Raw genomic sequence first — 14,136 nt, 5'->3', positions numbered from 1 at the left:
TGCGCACGGCCTTCCCGACCAGAAGGAATGCAAAAAGAGAGCGCAGTATGCAGGCGTATCACGGACTCAGGCCCTGTTCATGGAAGTGGCTGCGGTACGCGCACTATGCCGCGTGCCGCAAAACACCACAGTGCACAGCGATTAATCGCTGGTGAAGATGCTGCCCTGGCGATCCATGGTCTCCAGCGCCATGCCGCAACCGCGCACCACGCAGGTCAGCGGCTCCTCGGCCACCAGCACAGGCAGACCGGTTTCTTCGGCCAGCAGACGATCCAGATCGCGCAGCAGCGCGCCGCCGCCAGTCAGCATCATGCCGCGTTCGGCAATGTCGGCGCCCAGCTCGGGAGGCGTTTGCTCCAGCGCATTCTTTACGGCGGAAACGATCTGGTTCAGGGGGTCGGTCAGCGCTTCCAGCACTTCGTTCGAAGAGATGGTGAAGCTGCGCGGCACGCCTTCGGACAGGTTGCGACCCTTGACTTCCAGCTCCTTGACTTCGGAGCCGGGGAAAGCCGAGCCGATCTGCTTCTTGATCAGTTCTGCCGTGGGCTCGCCGATCAGCATGCCGTAGTTGCGTCGGATATAGCTGATGATGGATTCATCGAACTTGTCGCCACCCACGCGCACCGAGCCCTTGTAGACCATGCCGCCCAGCGAGATCACGCCCACTTCGGTCGTGCCGCCACCGATGTCCACCACCATGGAGCCGGAGGCTTCGGAGACGGGCAGACCCGCGCCGATACCGGCAGCCATGGGTTCTTCGATCAGGTACACGGCCGTGGCGCCCGCAGCTTCGGCAGCGTCCTTGATGGCGCGGCGCTCGACCTGGGTGGAGCCGCAGGGCACGCAGATGATGATGCGGGGGCTGGGCGTCAGCACCGAGCGCGGATGCACCATCTTGATGAACTGCTTGATCATCTGCTCGGTGATCACGAAGTCGGCGATCACGCCGTCCTTCATGGGGCGAATGGCTTCGATGTTGCCGGGCACCTTGCCCAGCATGGCCTTGGCTTCGCGGCCGACAGCCTGGATCACCTTCTTGCCGTGGGGGCCGCCTTCGTGACGGATCGCAACCACCGAAGGTTCGTCCAGAACAATGCCCTTGTCTCGGGCGAAAATCAGGGTGTTAGCTGTGCCAAGGTCAATGGCAAGGTCGGTGGAGAAGTACCGACGGAAAGCTCCGAACATTCAGGGTCCTCTCAGGCACGGCTTGCGCATCGGCTGGCCGTCGCCGGGATGTAAGGTAATGGAGTCTGGGTGGTGGGCATTTTTTGCACAATGACCAGCCGAACGGAGGTATTGCGGCAAAGCCGAGATAATACCGTATCCCCTGTGAATAACTTCTACTGTCAGGGTTAGAAACACTGCTTTACACGCGGCGGCCCTGTTAAATAATTTCTATGGCATTGAACGATCAAGACATTGCGCGCATCGCCAACTTGGCCCGCCTTGAACTGTCGCAAGACGAAAGTAAGCGCATGCTCGCGCAACTAAACAACTTTTTCGGCATCGTCGAAAAAATGCAGGCTGTGGATACTTCGGGCGTCAGCCCTCTGTCACATCCGGTGGCTGCCATCCAGGACGTCGCCTTACGGCTACGTGACGATTTGGTAAGTGAGGGCAATAACCGCGACGCCAACATGCAGAACGCCCCTGCAGCCGAAAAGGGTTACTTCCTCGTGCCCAAGGTCATCGAATAAACGCGCGGAACCACAAGAACATGAGCCAAACCGAACTCCACCAATTGAGCGTGGCCGAGCTGGCCGCGCAACTGCGCGCCAAGCAGGTCTCCGCCACCGAAGCTGCCCAGCATTTCCTGGCCCGCGCCAAGCTGCACCAGAACCTGGGCGCTTTTGTCGCCATCGATGAAGACGCCACCCTGGCCCAGGCCAAGGCAGCCGACACCCTGATCGCCGAAGGCAAGGGCGGCAAGCTGGCCGGCGTGCCGATTGCGCACAAGGACATCTTCGTCACCAAGGACTTCCCCACCACTGCCGCCAGCAAGATGCTGGAGGGCTACCGCTCGCCATTCGACGCCACCGTGGTGAAGAAGCTGGCCGATGCCGGCGTGGTCACCCTGGGCAAGCTCAACTGCGACGAATTCGCCATGGGCGGCGCCAACGAAAACTCGGCCGTGGCCCCCGTGGGCTTTGACGCGGCACAGCCCGTGCGCAACCCCTGGAACACCGAGCGCGTGCCCGGCGGCTCCTCGGGCGGCTCGGCCGCTGCCGTGGCCGCGCGTCTGGCCCCGGCCGTGACCGGCACCGACACCGGCGGCTCGATCCGCCAGCCCGCCTCGTTCTGCGGCATCACCGGCATCAAGCCTACCTACGGCCGCGCCAGCCGCTACGGCATGATCGCCTTTGCCTCCAGCCTGGACCAGGCCGGCCCCATGGGCCGCAGCGCCGAAGACTGCGCGCTGCTGCTCTCCGAGATGTGCGGCCCCGATCTGGACCGCGACTCCACCAGCCTGGACTACCCCGCCGAGGACTTCACTGCCCGCCTGGGTGACTCGATCGAAGGCCTGCGCATCGGCGTGCCCGCCGAGTTCTTTGGTGAAGGCCTGTCCGACGATGTCCGCACAGCCGTGGACGCCGCGCTCAAGGAATACGAAAAGCTGGGCGCCAAGCTCGTGCCCGTGAGCCTGCCGCGCACCGAGCTTTCCGTGCCCGTGTACTACATCCTGGCTCCGGCCGAGGCTTCGTCCAATCTGTCGCGCTTTGACGGCGTGAAGTTCGGCCACCGCGCCGCCAGGTACGAAGACCTCAACGATATGTACAAGAAGACCCGCGCCGAAGGCTTTGGCGACGAGGTCAAGCGCCGCATCATGATCGGCGCCTATGTGCTGTCCGAAGGCTATTACGACGCCTACTACCTGCAGGCGCAGAAGATCCGCCGCATGATTGCCGACGACTTCCAGGCCGCCTTCAAGGACTGCGACGTCATCGCCGGCGCGGCCGCGCCCACCACGGCCTGGGCCATCGGCGGCAAGGCCGATCCCGTGAGCAACTATCTGGCCGACATCTTCACCCTGCCCGCTTCGCTGGCAGGCCTGCCCGGCCTCAGCCTGCCCGCAGGCTTTGGCGACGGCGGCATGCCCGTGGGCCTGCAGCTGATCGGCAACTACTTCGGCGAAGCAAAGCTGCTGAACGCGGCCCACCGCTTCCAGCAAGCCACCGACTTCCATCTGAAGCGCCCCGCTGGAATTTAAATGAAACACCCCCTGAGTCGCTTCGCGCCTTCCCCCTCAAGGGGGACGACAGCCTCGCTGCGGGGCGGCCCTTGCTCGCTGTCCCTGGATCGGGCCGCGCCGGTTTCATGCGCGGCGCCATGGATACAGCCCACTTTTTGAAGCAAGAACATGACTGTGAAACTAATCAATGGCTACGAAGTCGTCATCGGCTTCGAAACCCACACCCAGCTGGCGACCAACAGCAAGATCTTCAGCCGTGCCAGCACCGCCTTCGGCGCCGAGCCCAATACCCAGGCCAGCGCCGTGGACCTAGCCCTGCCCGGCACGCTGCCAGTGATGAACAAAAAGGCCGTGGAATGCGCAATCAAGCTCGGCCTGTCGCTGGGCTCGACGATTGCGCCGCGTTCCATCTTCGCGCGCAAGAACTACTTCTACCCCGATCTGCCCAAGGGCTACCAGATCTCCCAGTTCGAGATCCCCGTGGTGCAAGGCGGTGAAGTCAGCTTCTATCTGGAAGAAGGCAAGAACAACGTCCTCAAGACCGTGCGCCTGGTGCGTGCCCACCTGGAGGAAGACGCCGGCAAGTCCGTGCACGACGAGTTCATCGGCCAGTCCGGCATCGACCTGAACCGCGCCGGCACGCCGCTGCTGGAAATCGTGACCGAGCCCGATATCCGCTCCACCGCCGAAGCCGTGGCCTATGCCAAGGAGCTGCACAAGATCGTCACCTGGATCGGCATCTGCGACGGCAATATGCAGGAAGGCAGCTTCCGCTGCGACGCCAACGTGTCCGTGCGCAAGCCCGGCCAGCCGCTGGGCACACGCCGCGAGATCAAGAACCTGAACTCGTTCAGGAACATGCAGATCGCCATCGATTACGAAATCCTCTGGCAGATCGAGCAGATCGAGGACGGCCACAAGATCCAGCAGGCCACCGTGCTGTTCAACCCCGACACGGGCGAGACCCGCGCCATGCGCACCAAGGAAGACGCGGCCGACTACCGCTACTTTCCCGACCCCGACCTGCCTCCGCTGGTCGTGGCGCCCGAATGGGTGGAGCAGGTCAAGGCCGAGATGCCCGAGCTGCCCCGCGCCATGGCCGCGCGCTTTGTCGAGCAATACGGCCTGCCCGAGTACGACGCCACCACGCTGACGCAAAGCCAGGCCATGGCCGCCTACTTTGAAGCCGCCGCCAAGGCCTGCGGCCAGCCCAAGCTGGCGTCCAACTGGGTCATGGGCGAGATCTCGCGCCGCCTGAACATGGAAGAGATCGGCATGGACCAGGTCAAGGTCAGCGCCGAGCAGCTGGGTACCCTGATCGCCCGCATCCACGGCAATGTCATCAGCAACAACTCGGCCAAGCAGGTGTTTGAAGCCCTGTGGACCGGCGAAGGCTCCGATGTGGACGCCGTGATCGACGCCAAGGACCTCAAGCAGTCCAACGACACCGGCGCACTGGAAGCCATCATCAACGAGGTGATTGCTGCCAACCCCGCCAACGTCGAGCAATACCGCGCCGGCAAGGACAAGGCCTTCAACGCCCTGGTCGGCCAGGTCATGAAGGCTTCCAAGGGCAAGGCCAACCCCGGCCAGGTCAACGAGCTGCTCAAGGCCAAGCTGGCCTAAGCCGCCAACTCCAGGCGCCAACCCCACCGTTCAAGGCCGCAGGCAGCACATGCCTGCGGCCTTTTGCTTGTTGCCAGCAAGAACTGTGACGAAGTAAGCTTCTATCAACACAGCATCGCTTGGTTGCCAGCGACAGAGGCCGGGTCTCGCCCCGGCCGGCGACTCACTTTCTTGCTTGTGCAAGAAAGTAAGCAAAGAACACAGACCCGACTGTCCGCGTCCCTACGCTACGTTTCACTTCACTCCGGGCAAACCTGCGTCACGCAATCCAGTCTGCGGTGCCGCCCAACTCGCTGCGCGGCTTTGCCGCTCCACTCAAACAAACGGCGGCAAGTCAGAGCACGATGCAACGCTGTCCTGCGGCAGCGTTGCCCGCAGCCTGAACCGTGTGCCGCAGGCGCTGACACACGGGTTGATACGGGCACGGACAGCCTTCGTGAGTTGTGACGAAATTTTCCGCTAACGCATACTCCTATTGCGGTAACAGCTATCAAAAACACAAAGAAGCTATCCCGTATGCGGTATTGCCCCTTGTGTCCACGCCTGCGACGGCAAGTTCTTGGGGCGGGCAGTTGCACCGCAGAGTGCAACTGCATCGTCATCCAATCTGCGGCAACCTGTTTGAACGGAGCGTCGAAGACGCGGAGTGAGTTTTGCCGCACAGCCCCAAGAGCTTGACGGCGCAGGTTGCCCGCAGGCGAAGCCGGAGGGACGGGGGCAGCAGGGGCTGGCTCTTTGCCGACTTTCTGGCAGCAGAAAGTCGGTCGGCAGGCGGGCCGAGACCCGCCCTCTGCAAGCAAAGCAGGCATGCAATCAGCCTCGCCACAGCAGGCAAACAGCTAAAGCATCACCACGAGCCAAACAAGCCCCAAACGTAGACATCACTTGCACCACCCGCTATCAATTCCTCAAACCACCGCTTACATAAAGCCGAGGTAAAGCGCACACCAAACCCACACAAATCTGCGCACAATCCGGTGCAAACCCCATACTTTTGCGCTCCATGTTCTCAAAGCTGCTCAAGCCCCTGCTCTGGCTGCTGGCCCTGTGCCTGGCGGTCTATATCTGTATCTGCAGCTATATGTTTGCGCAGCAGCGCCAGATGATTTTTCCGGGCGGCAGCACGCAGGTGGCGGCCGAGAGCACCGATTTCTCGCTGCAGCGCGCCGATGTGCTGCTGCGGGGCTGGCAGCTGCACCCGGCCGACGGCAAGGCGCGCAATGCGGTGATCTACTTTGGCGGGAATGCCGAGAACATTGCCCACCGGCGCCAGCAGCTGTCGCGCAGCCTGCCGCACAGCGATATCTATATGCTGGCCTACCGCGGCTATGGCGCCAGCGAGGGCGAGCCCACGCAGGAGCTGATGGAGCTCGATGCCGCCGCCTTGTTCGATGAGGTCAGGCGCCTGCACCCACAGTTGCCCATCACCGTGGTCGGCCGCAGCCTGGGCACGGGCGTGGCGGCTGCCGTGGCCGACCTGCGCCAGCCGGACCAGCTGGTGCTGGTCACGCCCTTCGACAGCATTCTGAACACGGTGCGCGGCATGTATGGCTGGCTGCCTGTGGAACTGCTGCTGCGCGACCCGTTCGACTCTGCCGCGCATCTGCGCAACTACCATGGGCCGATTCTGGTGCTGCGCGCCGGACGCGATCAGGTGGTGCTGCCCGAGCGCACCGACGCCCTGCTGCACAGTCTCAGGGACAAGGCGGTGCAGGTGCAGGCATTCGCCCAGGCGAATCATTCGACCATCTTCCGCGCCAACGGTTTCTGGAGCGCCATAGAGCAGTTTGTGGACGGCCAGCAAAAAAAGGCCTGAAAGACCTCCGGCACAGATGCTGCAAGCGCTGCCAGCGTGGCGATGCGCCTTTATCCCGCAGGCAGGTCCAGGCCCAGGCCTTCGGCCAGGCTCTCGGCATAACCGAGCATCAGCGTACGCCGCGATAGCAGCACGGACGCCAGCTGTACCCAGCCCGCATGCTCCCGTACCTCGCCCTGCCCCTGGCCGTAGAGCATGCGCAAGTCCTCTATCAGCCGCTCGACCAGCGCTGCATCGGGCAGGCTGCAGCGCACAAAACCCATCCATGCGGCGCCCATGCCGAAGAAGCGATAGCCGTACTGCGCCGCAAGGTGGCAGATGACGGCGTGGTTCTGGAAGCTGTCCCAGTCCGCGCTGAAATAGCCGTTGGGCTGGCCCGCAATCATCAGCTCGTCGCAGGGCACGGGCAGACGCTGGACATAGACCACGTCATCAAGCAGGGCCTCGGGACTGCGGTTGGCCTGCAGCAGGGCATCCACGTCCTGAGCAGCCAGTAGCAGCGTGCCGCAGACCTGTGCCCAGTCCTGCACGAGTTCAGGCCGCTGCAGCTGCGCCACGCGGTGCTGCAGCGATGCCAGCGTCAGGGCCTGCTCCTGCGCGGGGTCGTCCCAATCCATGTCCTCGGGGTCGTCCAGATACAGGCGCTCATCCTGGCTCGCATGGCCGCTGGTGTAGCTGCACTGGCTCACATCGTCCAGCGTGCAGAGGTAGCGATGTGCAGGATCGGCGGCACGCAGCACGTCCAGCCGCTCCAGCACCTCGTCCAGTGCCTTGAACTCTTGCAGCCATTCATGTGCGAAGCCGAAGTTGCCCCGGCGGTATTCGGCCTGTTCCCCGTCGAATTTTCCTGTCTTCATTTGCACAGCACCCGGCGATAAAAGAACACACACAGGCCCACAAAATAGGCCAGGCCCAGCCACATGGCGGGCGCAAAGCCTTCGCCGACCAGGGCCAGCGGCGCATCCTTGCCGCTGAAGCCAATCAATGCCGCAATCAGCAGGCCCATCAGACTCTCGCCCACGATCAGCCCGGAGGCCAGCAGCAGGCCTCGCTCCTCGGCCGCCGCCGTCCAGTCCTTGCCGCCGCGCTGCGCATAGGCCTTGATGGCTCTGGCAATGCACCAGCCCAGCACCGCGCCTATGGTCAGCGTCAGGCCTATGGTGGGAGGCAGATAGATGCCCAGGCCCACGGCCAGCGGCGGCAGCGCGCCCTTGCCGCTCTTGCGCAGGGCCAGATCGACCAGGATGACGGCAATGCCCACGGCCACGCCAAGGCCCAGCATGCTCCAGTCCAGCGAGCCCTTGAAGATGCCGCTGGCAATCTGCATCATCAGCGTGGCCTGCGGCGCGGCCAGGGCCTGGTTCGGGTCCATGCCTGCACGCGGCATGCTGCCTGCAAAGCCGTAGGCGTTATAGAGCAGATCCAGCACGGGCGGAATGACCAGCGCGCCCACAAGGCAGCCGATGATGAGCACGATCTGCTGACGCCAGGGCGTGGCCCCCACCAGATAGCCGGTCTTGAGATCCTGCAGGTTGTCGTTGGAGATGGCGGCCATGGCCAGAACGGCCGAGACCATGAACAGCACCAGTGCAATGCCCATCTGCCCCGCGACGGCGCTGGCATAGGACGGCACCAGGGCATGCAGCGCCAGCAGGCTCACTCCCATGAGCAAGGTGGCGATGATGCCGATGCCAGAGATCGGGCTGGCCGAGGAGCCGACCAGACCGGCCATATAGCCACAGGCGGCGGCTACCAGAAAGCCGAACAGGGCCGCGAACAGCACGCACAGGGCCGCCAGTCCGTAGCGCGCGCCAGCGGCCAGATCGGGCATATGCCCCGAGATGAAGTCATTGACCACCAGGAACAGCACGCCCAGGGCGGCGGCTCCTATCATCAGCATCCAGCTGCGCGGCATGTCCTTGTCGGTTTCGTCGCCACCGGCCGCCTCGGCAACGCTGCGCGCAGGCTGGTTGCGAATCGCCTGGACAATGGGCTTGGCCAGCGTGGCCACGGTCCACAGCGCAGAGATGCCGATGACGCCCGCCCCCAGAAAGCGGGCCTTGCTGCCCCAGAGCTGGGTGGACAGCTCGGAGAGCGCCTGGCCGGCCGCAGGAGAAGCCTGGGCCGTCAGCCAGGGAACGACCACACCCCAGCACAGCGCCAGCCCCACAAGCACGGCAATGCCTGCGGCCGCGCCCATCAGATAGCCGGCGGCCAGCAGGGCCGGCGAGAAGCCCGCTGCCACGCGAAAGGCCACGCCGCCAGCGGGAATCCAGAAATTGAAGGCATCGCCGAGCAGGCGCAGACCGCCGCTGAGAAAGCCGAACAGTGCGGCCAGCCCCGTGCCCCAGCCCAGCTCGCGCAAGCCCGAACTGCGCGGTTTGCCCAGGCTCTCCGGGTCATGGGCATGGCGCTGCTCATCGCCTACGCGCAACACCTCGGCAGCGGCCACGCCCTCGGGATAGGGCAGCTCGGACTGCACCACCAGCACGCGACGCAGGGGCACGGTGTAGAGCACGCCCAGCGTGCCGCCAGCCGCGCAGATCAATGCCGTCTGCCAGAACGGGAAACCCGTCCACAGCCCCAGCATGAGCAGTGCCGGCAGCACAAAGATGACCGAGGACAAGGTGCCGGCCGCGGAGGCCTGGGTCTGCACCAGATTGTTTTCAAGGATGTTGGAATCCTTGAAGCGATAGAGCAGCGCCATGGAGATCACGGCAGCGGGAATCGCCGAGGCAAAGGTCAACCCGACCTTGAGTCCCAGATAGACGTTGGCGGCGGTGAACGCCAGGGTGATCAGCGCGCCAAGCAGCACGCCACGGAAGGTGAACTCTCTCTTGGTTGGTGTATTCATTGTGCAAGCGGGAGGGTCTGTGACGGCACAAGCCTAGCATCAGCGGCGCGCAACACCATGTCCGTCGCGCGCCCTTCCGGCCAGCCCGTGGCATCGCCAATGGCCGGCCCATGAAAAAAGGAGACCGAGGTCTCCTTTTCCGTTCAGCTACCAAGGCTTCAGAACAGCACGCGGCAGCGGATGGTGCCCGCGATCTGCGCGAGCTTCTCCAGCGCCAGCGCCGAGGACTTGGCATCGATATCGATCACCACATAGCCCACTTTCTCATCGGTGCGCAGGTACTGGCCCGCGATATTGATGCCGTTGTCGGCAAACACCTGGTTGATGGCAGAGAGAATGCCGGGACGGTTCTCGTGCACATGCAGGATGCGGTTGTTGCCGGGGTGCTCGGGCAGTGCCACTTCGGGGAAGTTGACGGCCGAGGTGGTCGTGCCGTTGTCGCTGTACTTGACCAGTTTCTCCGCCACTTCCAGACCGATATTGGCCTGGGCTTCCATGGTGGAGCCGCCGATGTGGGGCGTGAGGATGACGTTGTCCATGCCGCGCAGCGGCGACAGGAATTCGTCCTTGTTGCTCTTGGGCTCCTTGGGAAAGACGTCGATGGCGGCGCCCAGCAGCTTGCCGCTCTTGAGCGACTCGGCCAGGGCCTCGATATCGACCACGGTGCCGCGCGACGCATTGATCAGAATGCTGCCGGGCTTCATGGCGGCAATCTGGGCAGCCCCCATCATGCCGTTGGTGGAGGCCAGCTCGGGCACATGCAGGGTGACGATATCGGACTGGGCCAGCAGCTCGTTGAGACCGCTGCTCTGCTGGGCATTGCCCAGCGGCAGCTTGGTCACCACGTCGTGGAAGATGACCTTCATGCCCAGGCCTTCGGCCAGCACCGACAGCTGGGTGCCGATGGAGCCATAGCCGACGATGCCCAGCGTCTTGCCGCGGATCTCGAAGGAATTCTCCGCGCTCTTCTTCCAGCCGCCGCGGTGGGAGACGGCATTCTTTTCGGGGATGCCGCGCAGCAGCAAAATGGCTTCGCCCAGCACCAGCTCGGCCACCGAACGGGTGTTGGAGTAAGGCGCGTTGAAGACCACCACACCGCGCTCGCGCGCTGCGTTGAGGTCGACCTGGTTGGTGCCGATGCAAAAGCAGCCCACGGCTACCAGCTTCTGCGCGGCCGCGAACACATCGGCCGTGAGCTGGGTGCGCGAGCGAATGCCGACAAAGTGCACATCGGCAATCTTGCGCTTGAGCTCCTCGCCGTCCAGCGCGCCGGTCAGAGCCTCCACATTGGTGTAGCCCGCGTCATGCAGCACCTTGAGCGCGGAGGGATGTATGCCCTCGAGCAGCAAAAACTTGATCTTCGATTTATCCAGCGACGTCTTACCCATGATCCAGCCTCGATCCATCAAAACTCCATTACAGCGGTTTCGCAATTCCGTTACAGGATCTGGGTGCATCGCCCTTTCATGACGTGAGGAGGAGCAGCACCGGCGCCCCTGGCCCCACAACAAGCGCCGGGCGGGACAGAAGCGTGCATTTGTCGACTCAGCTGTAACAAATTACGACTTTCCGATTCGCTTCCTACAATCGCGATCATTCACGCGCTTCCAATTTCATAGTTGAAAGTACAGACCACTCAAGCTTTTTACAAGGATTTGCTGCCTATGCTGACCCTCTTGCGCCGCGCAGAAGATTTGCTGATTCAAGTTCTGCGTCTTGTCTTGCTCGCCTTTTCCATCTTTGTGCTGTTTGGCATGGGCCACTGGATCTGGGACCACTACAAGCCCAAGAAGCCCGATATCGCCACTGCCGGCGCAACGGCGCTGAACTGGAAGGATGCGCCCTACGACCTCAAGTACATGGAAGAAGAGACCGGCCGCGACATGAGCGTCCTCGGCAACGCCGTGCCCATGGAAAAGCGTCTGGCCGACCCTGCCCTGCGTCCGGACTTCCGCAAGGCCGACGGCCTGCTGCGTGGCTTCATCTACCGGGACACGGCTGCGCGCAAACGCGTAGAAACGGAAAGCAGCAGCCAGGGCCTGGATCCCATCCACCCCCTGCTCAAGGGCGATGCCCTGCCCTCGGCCGACGATGTCAACCGCCAGATCAAGATGCGCGAGGCACGTGAAAACTCCTGCTGCGACAAGGAGGCTGCCGACGCGGCCGCTGCCGAAGTGGATGCCGCCTGGACGGCTCGCCGCATCGCGCTGACCCGCGAGGACCGCATGGCCCGTGCCGCCGCAGATGCTGCAGCCGATGCGGCGATTGCGGCAGCCGCCGAGGCTGCGGGCGAAGACGCCATGCTGATGGATCCGGTGAACCTGGCCTCCGAAATCAACGACCGTGCCCAGGCCGCAGAGATGGAGCATGGCGAGGGCTCGTACGCAGCCTACATCAAGGGGCTGCCCGTGGCGCTGGAGAAGGTGCTGGGCAACGAAAGCCTGGCCAAGAAGCTGCAGCAGCAGTCCGCCCCGCAGATCGTCAACACCTTGCTGACCAACTACACGCTGTCGTTCGACCGCACGGCCGCCAAGCTGCGCGGCGACAACCCCGATGAGGAGAAGTGGGAGTTTCTGGGCATGGACACGGCGTTTGCCACGCTGCTGATTTCCTGCCTGGTGATGGTGATGATGGCGCTGGTGATGTTCCGCATGGAACGCCATCTGCGCGGCATCGGCGCGCAATCGGGTCAAAAGCCCTGATTTTCCGGCTCCGGCACAAAGGCCGGAGCTTGCGCTATGGTTTCGGGCCCGCCTCTGCTCTGTACAGTAGGCGGGCCCTTTTCTTTTCAGTTCAGCGATATCACCATGAGCACCACCCGTAGCAGTACCGTCCCCGTCCACGCGCAATTCATCGAGCGCATGTCGCCGCGCGCCTTTGTGCCTGAAGCACTGAGTGCGGCCCAGATGGAGCAGTTGGTGGAAGCCGCCCGCTGGGCGCCTTCGGCCAGCAACAAGCAGCCCTGGCACTTTGCCTACGCCCTGCGCGATGACGCGAACTGGCAGGCGTTCTCGCAGATCCCCAACGAAGCCAACCGCCGCTGGTGCCTGAATGGCGGCGCGCTGATCGTGCTGCTGTCGGACAGGCAGGCCTCGGCCGCCAAGCACAGCTTCGACACGGGCTGCGCCTGGGGCTATCTGGCGCTGCAGGCCCATGCCATGGGTCTGGCCACGCACGCCATGGGCGGCTTCTCGGCCGATGAAGCCCGCAAGGTGCTGAACCTGCCCGAGCACCTGGTACCCGAATGCGTGATCGCCGTGGGCCGCCGCGCCGATGCAGCCACTCTGCCTGACGATCTGCGCGAGCGCGAACTGCCGTCCGGCCGCAAGCCGCTGGCCGAAATGCTGAGTGCCGGAGCCGTTCAAGCCCCCGCAGCAGCCTGAAGCGGCGTCAATCCCGCCAAAGCTCCACAGCTCACCCTGTGGAGCTTTTTTTGACAGAATTGCTGCATTAATCAATACAACATTGCGGGAGCAGCTATCAATTTTGCGCCCTGCAGCCTGAGCCTATGTCCGTCATTCAAACAATGTGGCAGCGCCTGGGGCCGGTGGCCTCGCGCCCTTCGTGGAAAGAGCTGATCCGCGCCAGTATCGGCGCAGGTCTGGGTCTTGCGCTGGCCGGCATTCTGGTCGGGCTGGTCGAGCATTTCTTTCCCAACACCCTGTTCCTGTTCGCCCCGCTGGGCGCCACGGCCGTGCTGGTATTCGCCGTGCCCAGCAGCCCGCTGGCCCAGCCCTGGAACTGTGTCGTCGGCAACACCGTGCCCGCACTCTATACCTTGCTGCTGCTTTGGGCGTTCCCTATGCTGTCCCAGACCTCGCTGGCCGCGCTGGCCGTGGCAGGAGCCATTGCCCTGATGCTGCTGTTGCGCGCCCTGCACCCGCCGGGCGGCGCCGTTGCCTTGCTGACGGTACTGGCGGCGGCACAGATGGCTCCCCTTGGCTGGCATCTGCTGATTCCCATGGCCGTGCTCTCTGGTGTTCTTGCAGCAGTCGGCGTGCTCTACCATCGTGCCTGCGGCCGCCCCTACCTGCACCAGCCGCCTCAAGCGGCCAAGACCCAGCGCCCCACCACGCGCCTGGCGCTGAGCGAGCAGGATCTGGAACAACTGTTGCAGCGCTTCGAGCAAAGCTACAACCTGACACCCGAGGATCTGGGCGAGCTGCTGGCCGCCGCCGAGGAGGAGGCCATCAAGCGCCGGCTGTCCAGCGTCAACTGCGGCACCGTCATGTCCGCCAAGCTCCTGACCGTAAGCCCGCAGACTCCGCTCGAAGAGGTGGCCGAGCTGTTTCACCGCCATCTGATCAAAAGCCTTCCCGTGGTCGATGCGCAAGGTGAGCTGATTGGTCGCGTGCTGCGCGCCGACCTGTTCGACTGGCTCTGGCAGGACCACCGCGCACGCCAGCAGCAAAACCTCTGGCAGCGCCTGCGCAGCCGGCCATCCAAAGTGCAATCCGTAGCCCAGGAACTGATGCGCGCACCAGAGATGAGCGTGCAGGAAGACACCCCCATGGGCGATCTGCTGCACGAGCTGGCATCGCACAGCGTGCAGTTCATTGCCGTGCTGCGCGGCAAAACCCTGGTCGGGGTCATCACGCGCTCCGACGTCATTCGCACTTTGCTCTCCATCAATCAATAGCCATGCGGGCA

General features: G+C 63.6%; 11 protein-coding genes. 7 read left to right on the top strand and 4 right to left on the bottom strand.

Annotated features, from left to right (window positions below; genetic code table 11):
* Positions 1–141: 141 nt before the first annotated feature.
* Positions 142–1,185, bottom strand: a complete 1,044-nt coding sequence (locus F0P97_RS01560) for a rod shape-determining protein (RefSeq protein WP_003059473.1) — start codon at positions 1,183–1,185, stop codon at positions 142–144.
* A 212-nt stretch (positions 1,186–1,397) separates the two neighbouring features.
* Between F0P97_RS01560 and gatC the strand changes: the two genes are divergently transcribed.
* The 4 genes from gatC (at position 1,398) to F0P97_RS01540 (ending at position 6,632) form a co-directional block, all read left to right on the top strand.
* On the top strand, positions 1,398–1,697 hold the full coding sequence (gatC, locus tag F0P97_RS01555) for an Asp-tRNA(Asn)/Glu-tRNA(Gln) amidotransferase subunit GatC (protein ID WP_003070403.1): 300 nt from the start codon (positions 1,398–1,400) through the stop codon (positions 1,695–1,697).
* A gap of 20 nt (positions 1,698–1,717) precedes the next feature.
* The gene (gatA, locus tag F0P97_RS01550; protein WP_182285368.1) at positions 1,718–3,208 is read left to right on the top strand and encodes an Asp-tRNA(Asn)/Glu-tRNA(Gln) amidotransferase subunit GatA; all 1,491 of its coding nucleotides are present in this window, start codon (positions 1,718–1,720) and stop codon (positions 3,206–3,208) included.
* A 150-nt stretch (positions 3,209–3,358) separates the two neighbouring features.
* Complete coding sequence (gene gatB, locus F0P97_RS01545) at positions 3,359–4,816, top strand: Asp-tRNA(Asn)/Glu-tRNA(Gln) amidotransferase subunit GatB (RefSeq protein ID WP_182285367.1); 1,458 nt, start codon at positions 3,359–3,361, stop codon at positions 4,814–4,816.
* A gap of 1,003 nt (positions 4,817–5,819) precedes the next feature.
* Entirely contained in the window at positions 5,820–6,632 is an 813-nt protein-coding gene (locus F0P97_RS01540) for an alpha/beta hydrolase (RefSeq protein ID WP_182285366.1), read from the top strand.
* A 50-nt stretch (positions 6,633–6,682) separates the two neighbouring features.
* Here F0P97_RS01540 and F0P97_RS01535 read toward each other — a convergent pair whose 3' ends face one another.
* The 3 genes from F0P97_RS01535 to serA all read right to left on the bottom strand — a co-directional run bounded on the left by F0P97_RS01535 (position 6,683) and on the right by serA (position 10,874).
* Entirely contained in the window at positions 6,683–7,489 is an 807-nt protein-coding gene (locus F0P97_RS01535; RefSeq protein WP_182285365.1) for a hypothetical protein, read from the bottom strand.
* Entirely contained in the window at positions 7,486–9,486 is a 2,001-nt protein-coding gene (locus F0P97_RS01530; RefSeq protein WP_182285364.1) for an OPT family oligopeptide transporter, read from the bottom strand. Before F0P97_RS01530 ends, F0P97_RS01535 begins: the two co-directional genes overlap by 4 nt.
* Before the next feature lie 158 nt (positions 9,487–9,644).
* Positions 9,645–10,874 carry a phosphoglycerate dehydrogenase gene (gene serA / locus F0P97_RS01525; protein WP_003074609.1) on the bottom strand — a complete coding sequence of 410 codons (1,230 nt, stop codon included), beginning with the start codon at positions 10,872–10,874 and terminating at the stop codon, positions 9,645–9,647.
* 276 nt (positions 10,875–11,150) lie between these two features.
* On the opposite strand from serA, the gene F0P97_RS01520 reads away from it, so the two are divergent.
* The 3 genes from F0P97_RS01520 to F0P97_RS01510 all read left to right on the top strand — a co-directional run bounded on the left by F0P97_RS01520 (position 11,151) and on the right by F0P97_RS01510 (position 14,125).
* A complete protein-coding gene (locus tag F0P97_RS01520; protein ID WP_182285363.1) occupies positions 11,151–12,188 on the top strand; it encodes a hypothetical protein in 1,038 nt (345 codons plus the stop codon).
* Between the two features lie 105 nt (positions 12,189–12,293).
* Positions 12,294–12,869 (top strand): nitroreductase family protein, encoded by a 576-nt coding sequence (locus tag F0P97_RS01515; protein WP_232538089.1) that lies wholly within the window; start codon positions 12,294–12,296, stop codon positions 12,867–12,869.
* Positions 12,870–12,994: 125 nt separating this feature from the next.
* Positions 12,995–14,125, top strand: a complete 1,131-nt coding sequence (locus F0P97_RS01510; RefSeq protein ID WP_232538088.1) for an HPP family protein — start codon at positions 12,995–12,997, stop codon at positions 14,123–14,125.
* Positions 14,126–14,136: the final 11 nt, after the last annotated feature.

The sequence above is a fragment of the Comamonas testosteroni genome (genome assembly GCF_014076415.1).
Taxonomy (GTDB): domain Bacteria; phylum Pseudomonadota; class Gammaproteobacteria; order Burkholderiales; family Burkholderiaceae_C; genus Comamonas; species Comamonas testosteroni_F.
Note: the sequence above shows the minus strand (reverse complement) of the source record. Positions and strands in the feature narration are given on the sequence as shown.

Excerpts from the sequence above, each read along its gene's own strand:
- F0P97_RS01560 (WP_003059473.1), bottom strand. The coding sequence starts at position 1,185 with ATGTTCGGAGCTTTCCGTCGGTACTTCTCCACCGACCTTGCCATTGAC.
- gatC (WP_003070403.1), top strand. The coding sequence starts at position 1,398 with ATGGCATTGAACGATCAAGACATTGCGCGCATCGCCAACTTGGCCCGC.
- gatA (WP_182285368.1), top strand. The coding sequence starts at position 1,718 with ATGAGCCAAACCGAACTCCACCAATTGAGCGTGGCCGAGCTGGCCGCG.
- gatB (WP_182285367.1), top strand. The coding sequence starts at position 3,359 with ATGACTGTGAAACTAATCAATGGCTACGAAGTCGTCATCGGCTTCGAA.
- F0P97_RS01540 (WP_182285366.1), top strand. The coding sequence starts at position 5,820 with ATGTTCTCAAAGCTGCTCAAGCCCCTGCTCTGGCTGCTGGCCCTGTGC.
- F0P97_RS01535 (WP_182285365.1), bottom strand. The coding sequence starts at position 7,489 with ATGAAGACAGGAAAATTCGACGGGGAACAGGCCGAATACCGCCGGGGC.
- F0P97_RS01530 (WP_182285364.1), bottom strand. The coding sequence starts at position 9,486 with ATGAATACACCAACCAAGAGAGAGTTCACCTTCCGTGGCGTGCTGCTT.
- serA (WP_003074609.1), bottom strand. The coding sequence starts at position 10,874 with ATGGGTAAGACGTCGCTGGATAAATCGAAGATCAAGTTTTTGCTGCTC.
- F0P97_RS01520 (WP_182285363.1), top strand. The coding sequence starts at position 11,151 with ATGCTGACCCTCTTGCGCCGCGCAGAAGATTTGCTGATTCAAGTTCTG.
- F0P97_RS01515 (WP_232538089.1), top strand. The coding sequence starts at position 12,294 with ATGAGCACCACCCGTAGCAGTACCGTCCCCGTCCACGCGCAATTCATC.
- F0P97_RS01510 (WP_232538088.1), top strand. The coding sequence starts at position 12,995 with ATGTCCGTCATTCAAACAATGTGGCAGCGCCTGGGGCCGGTGGCCTCG.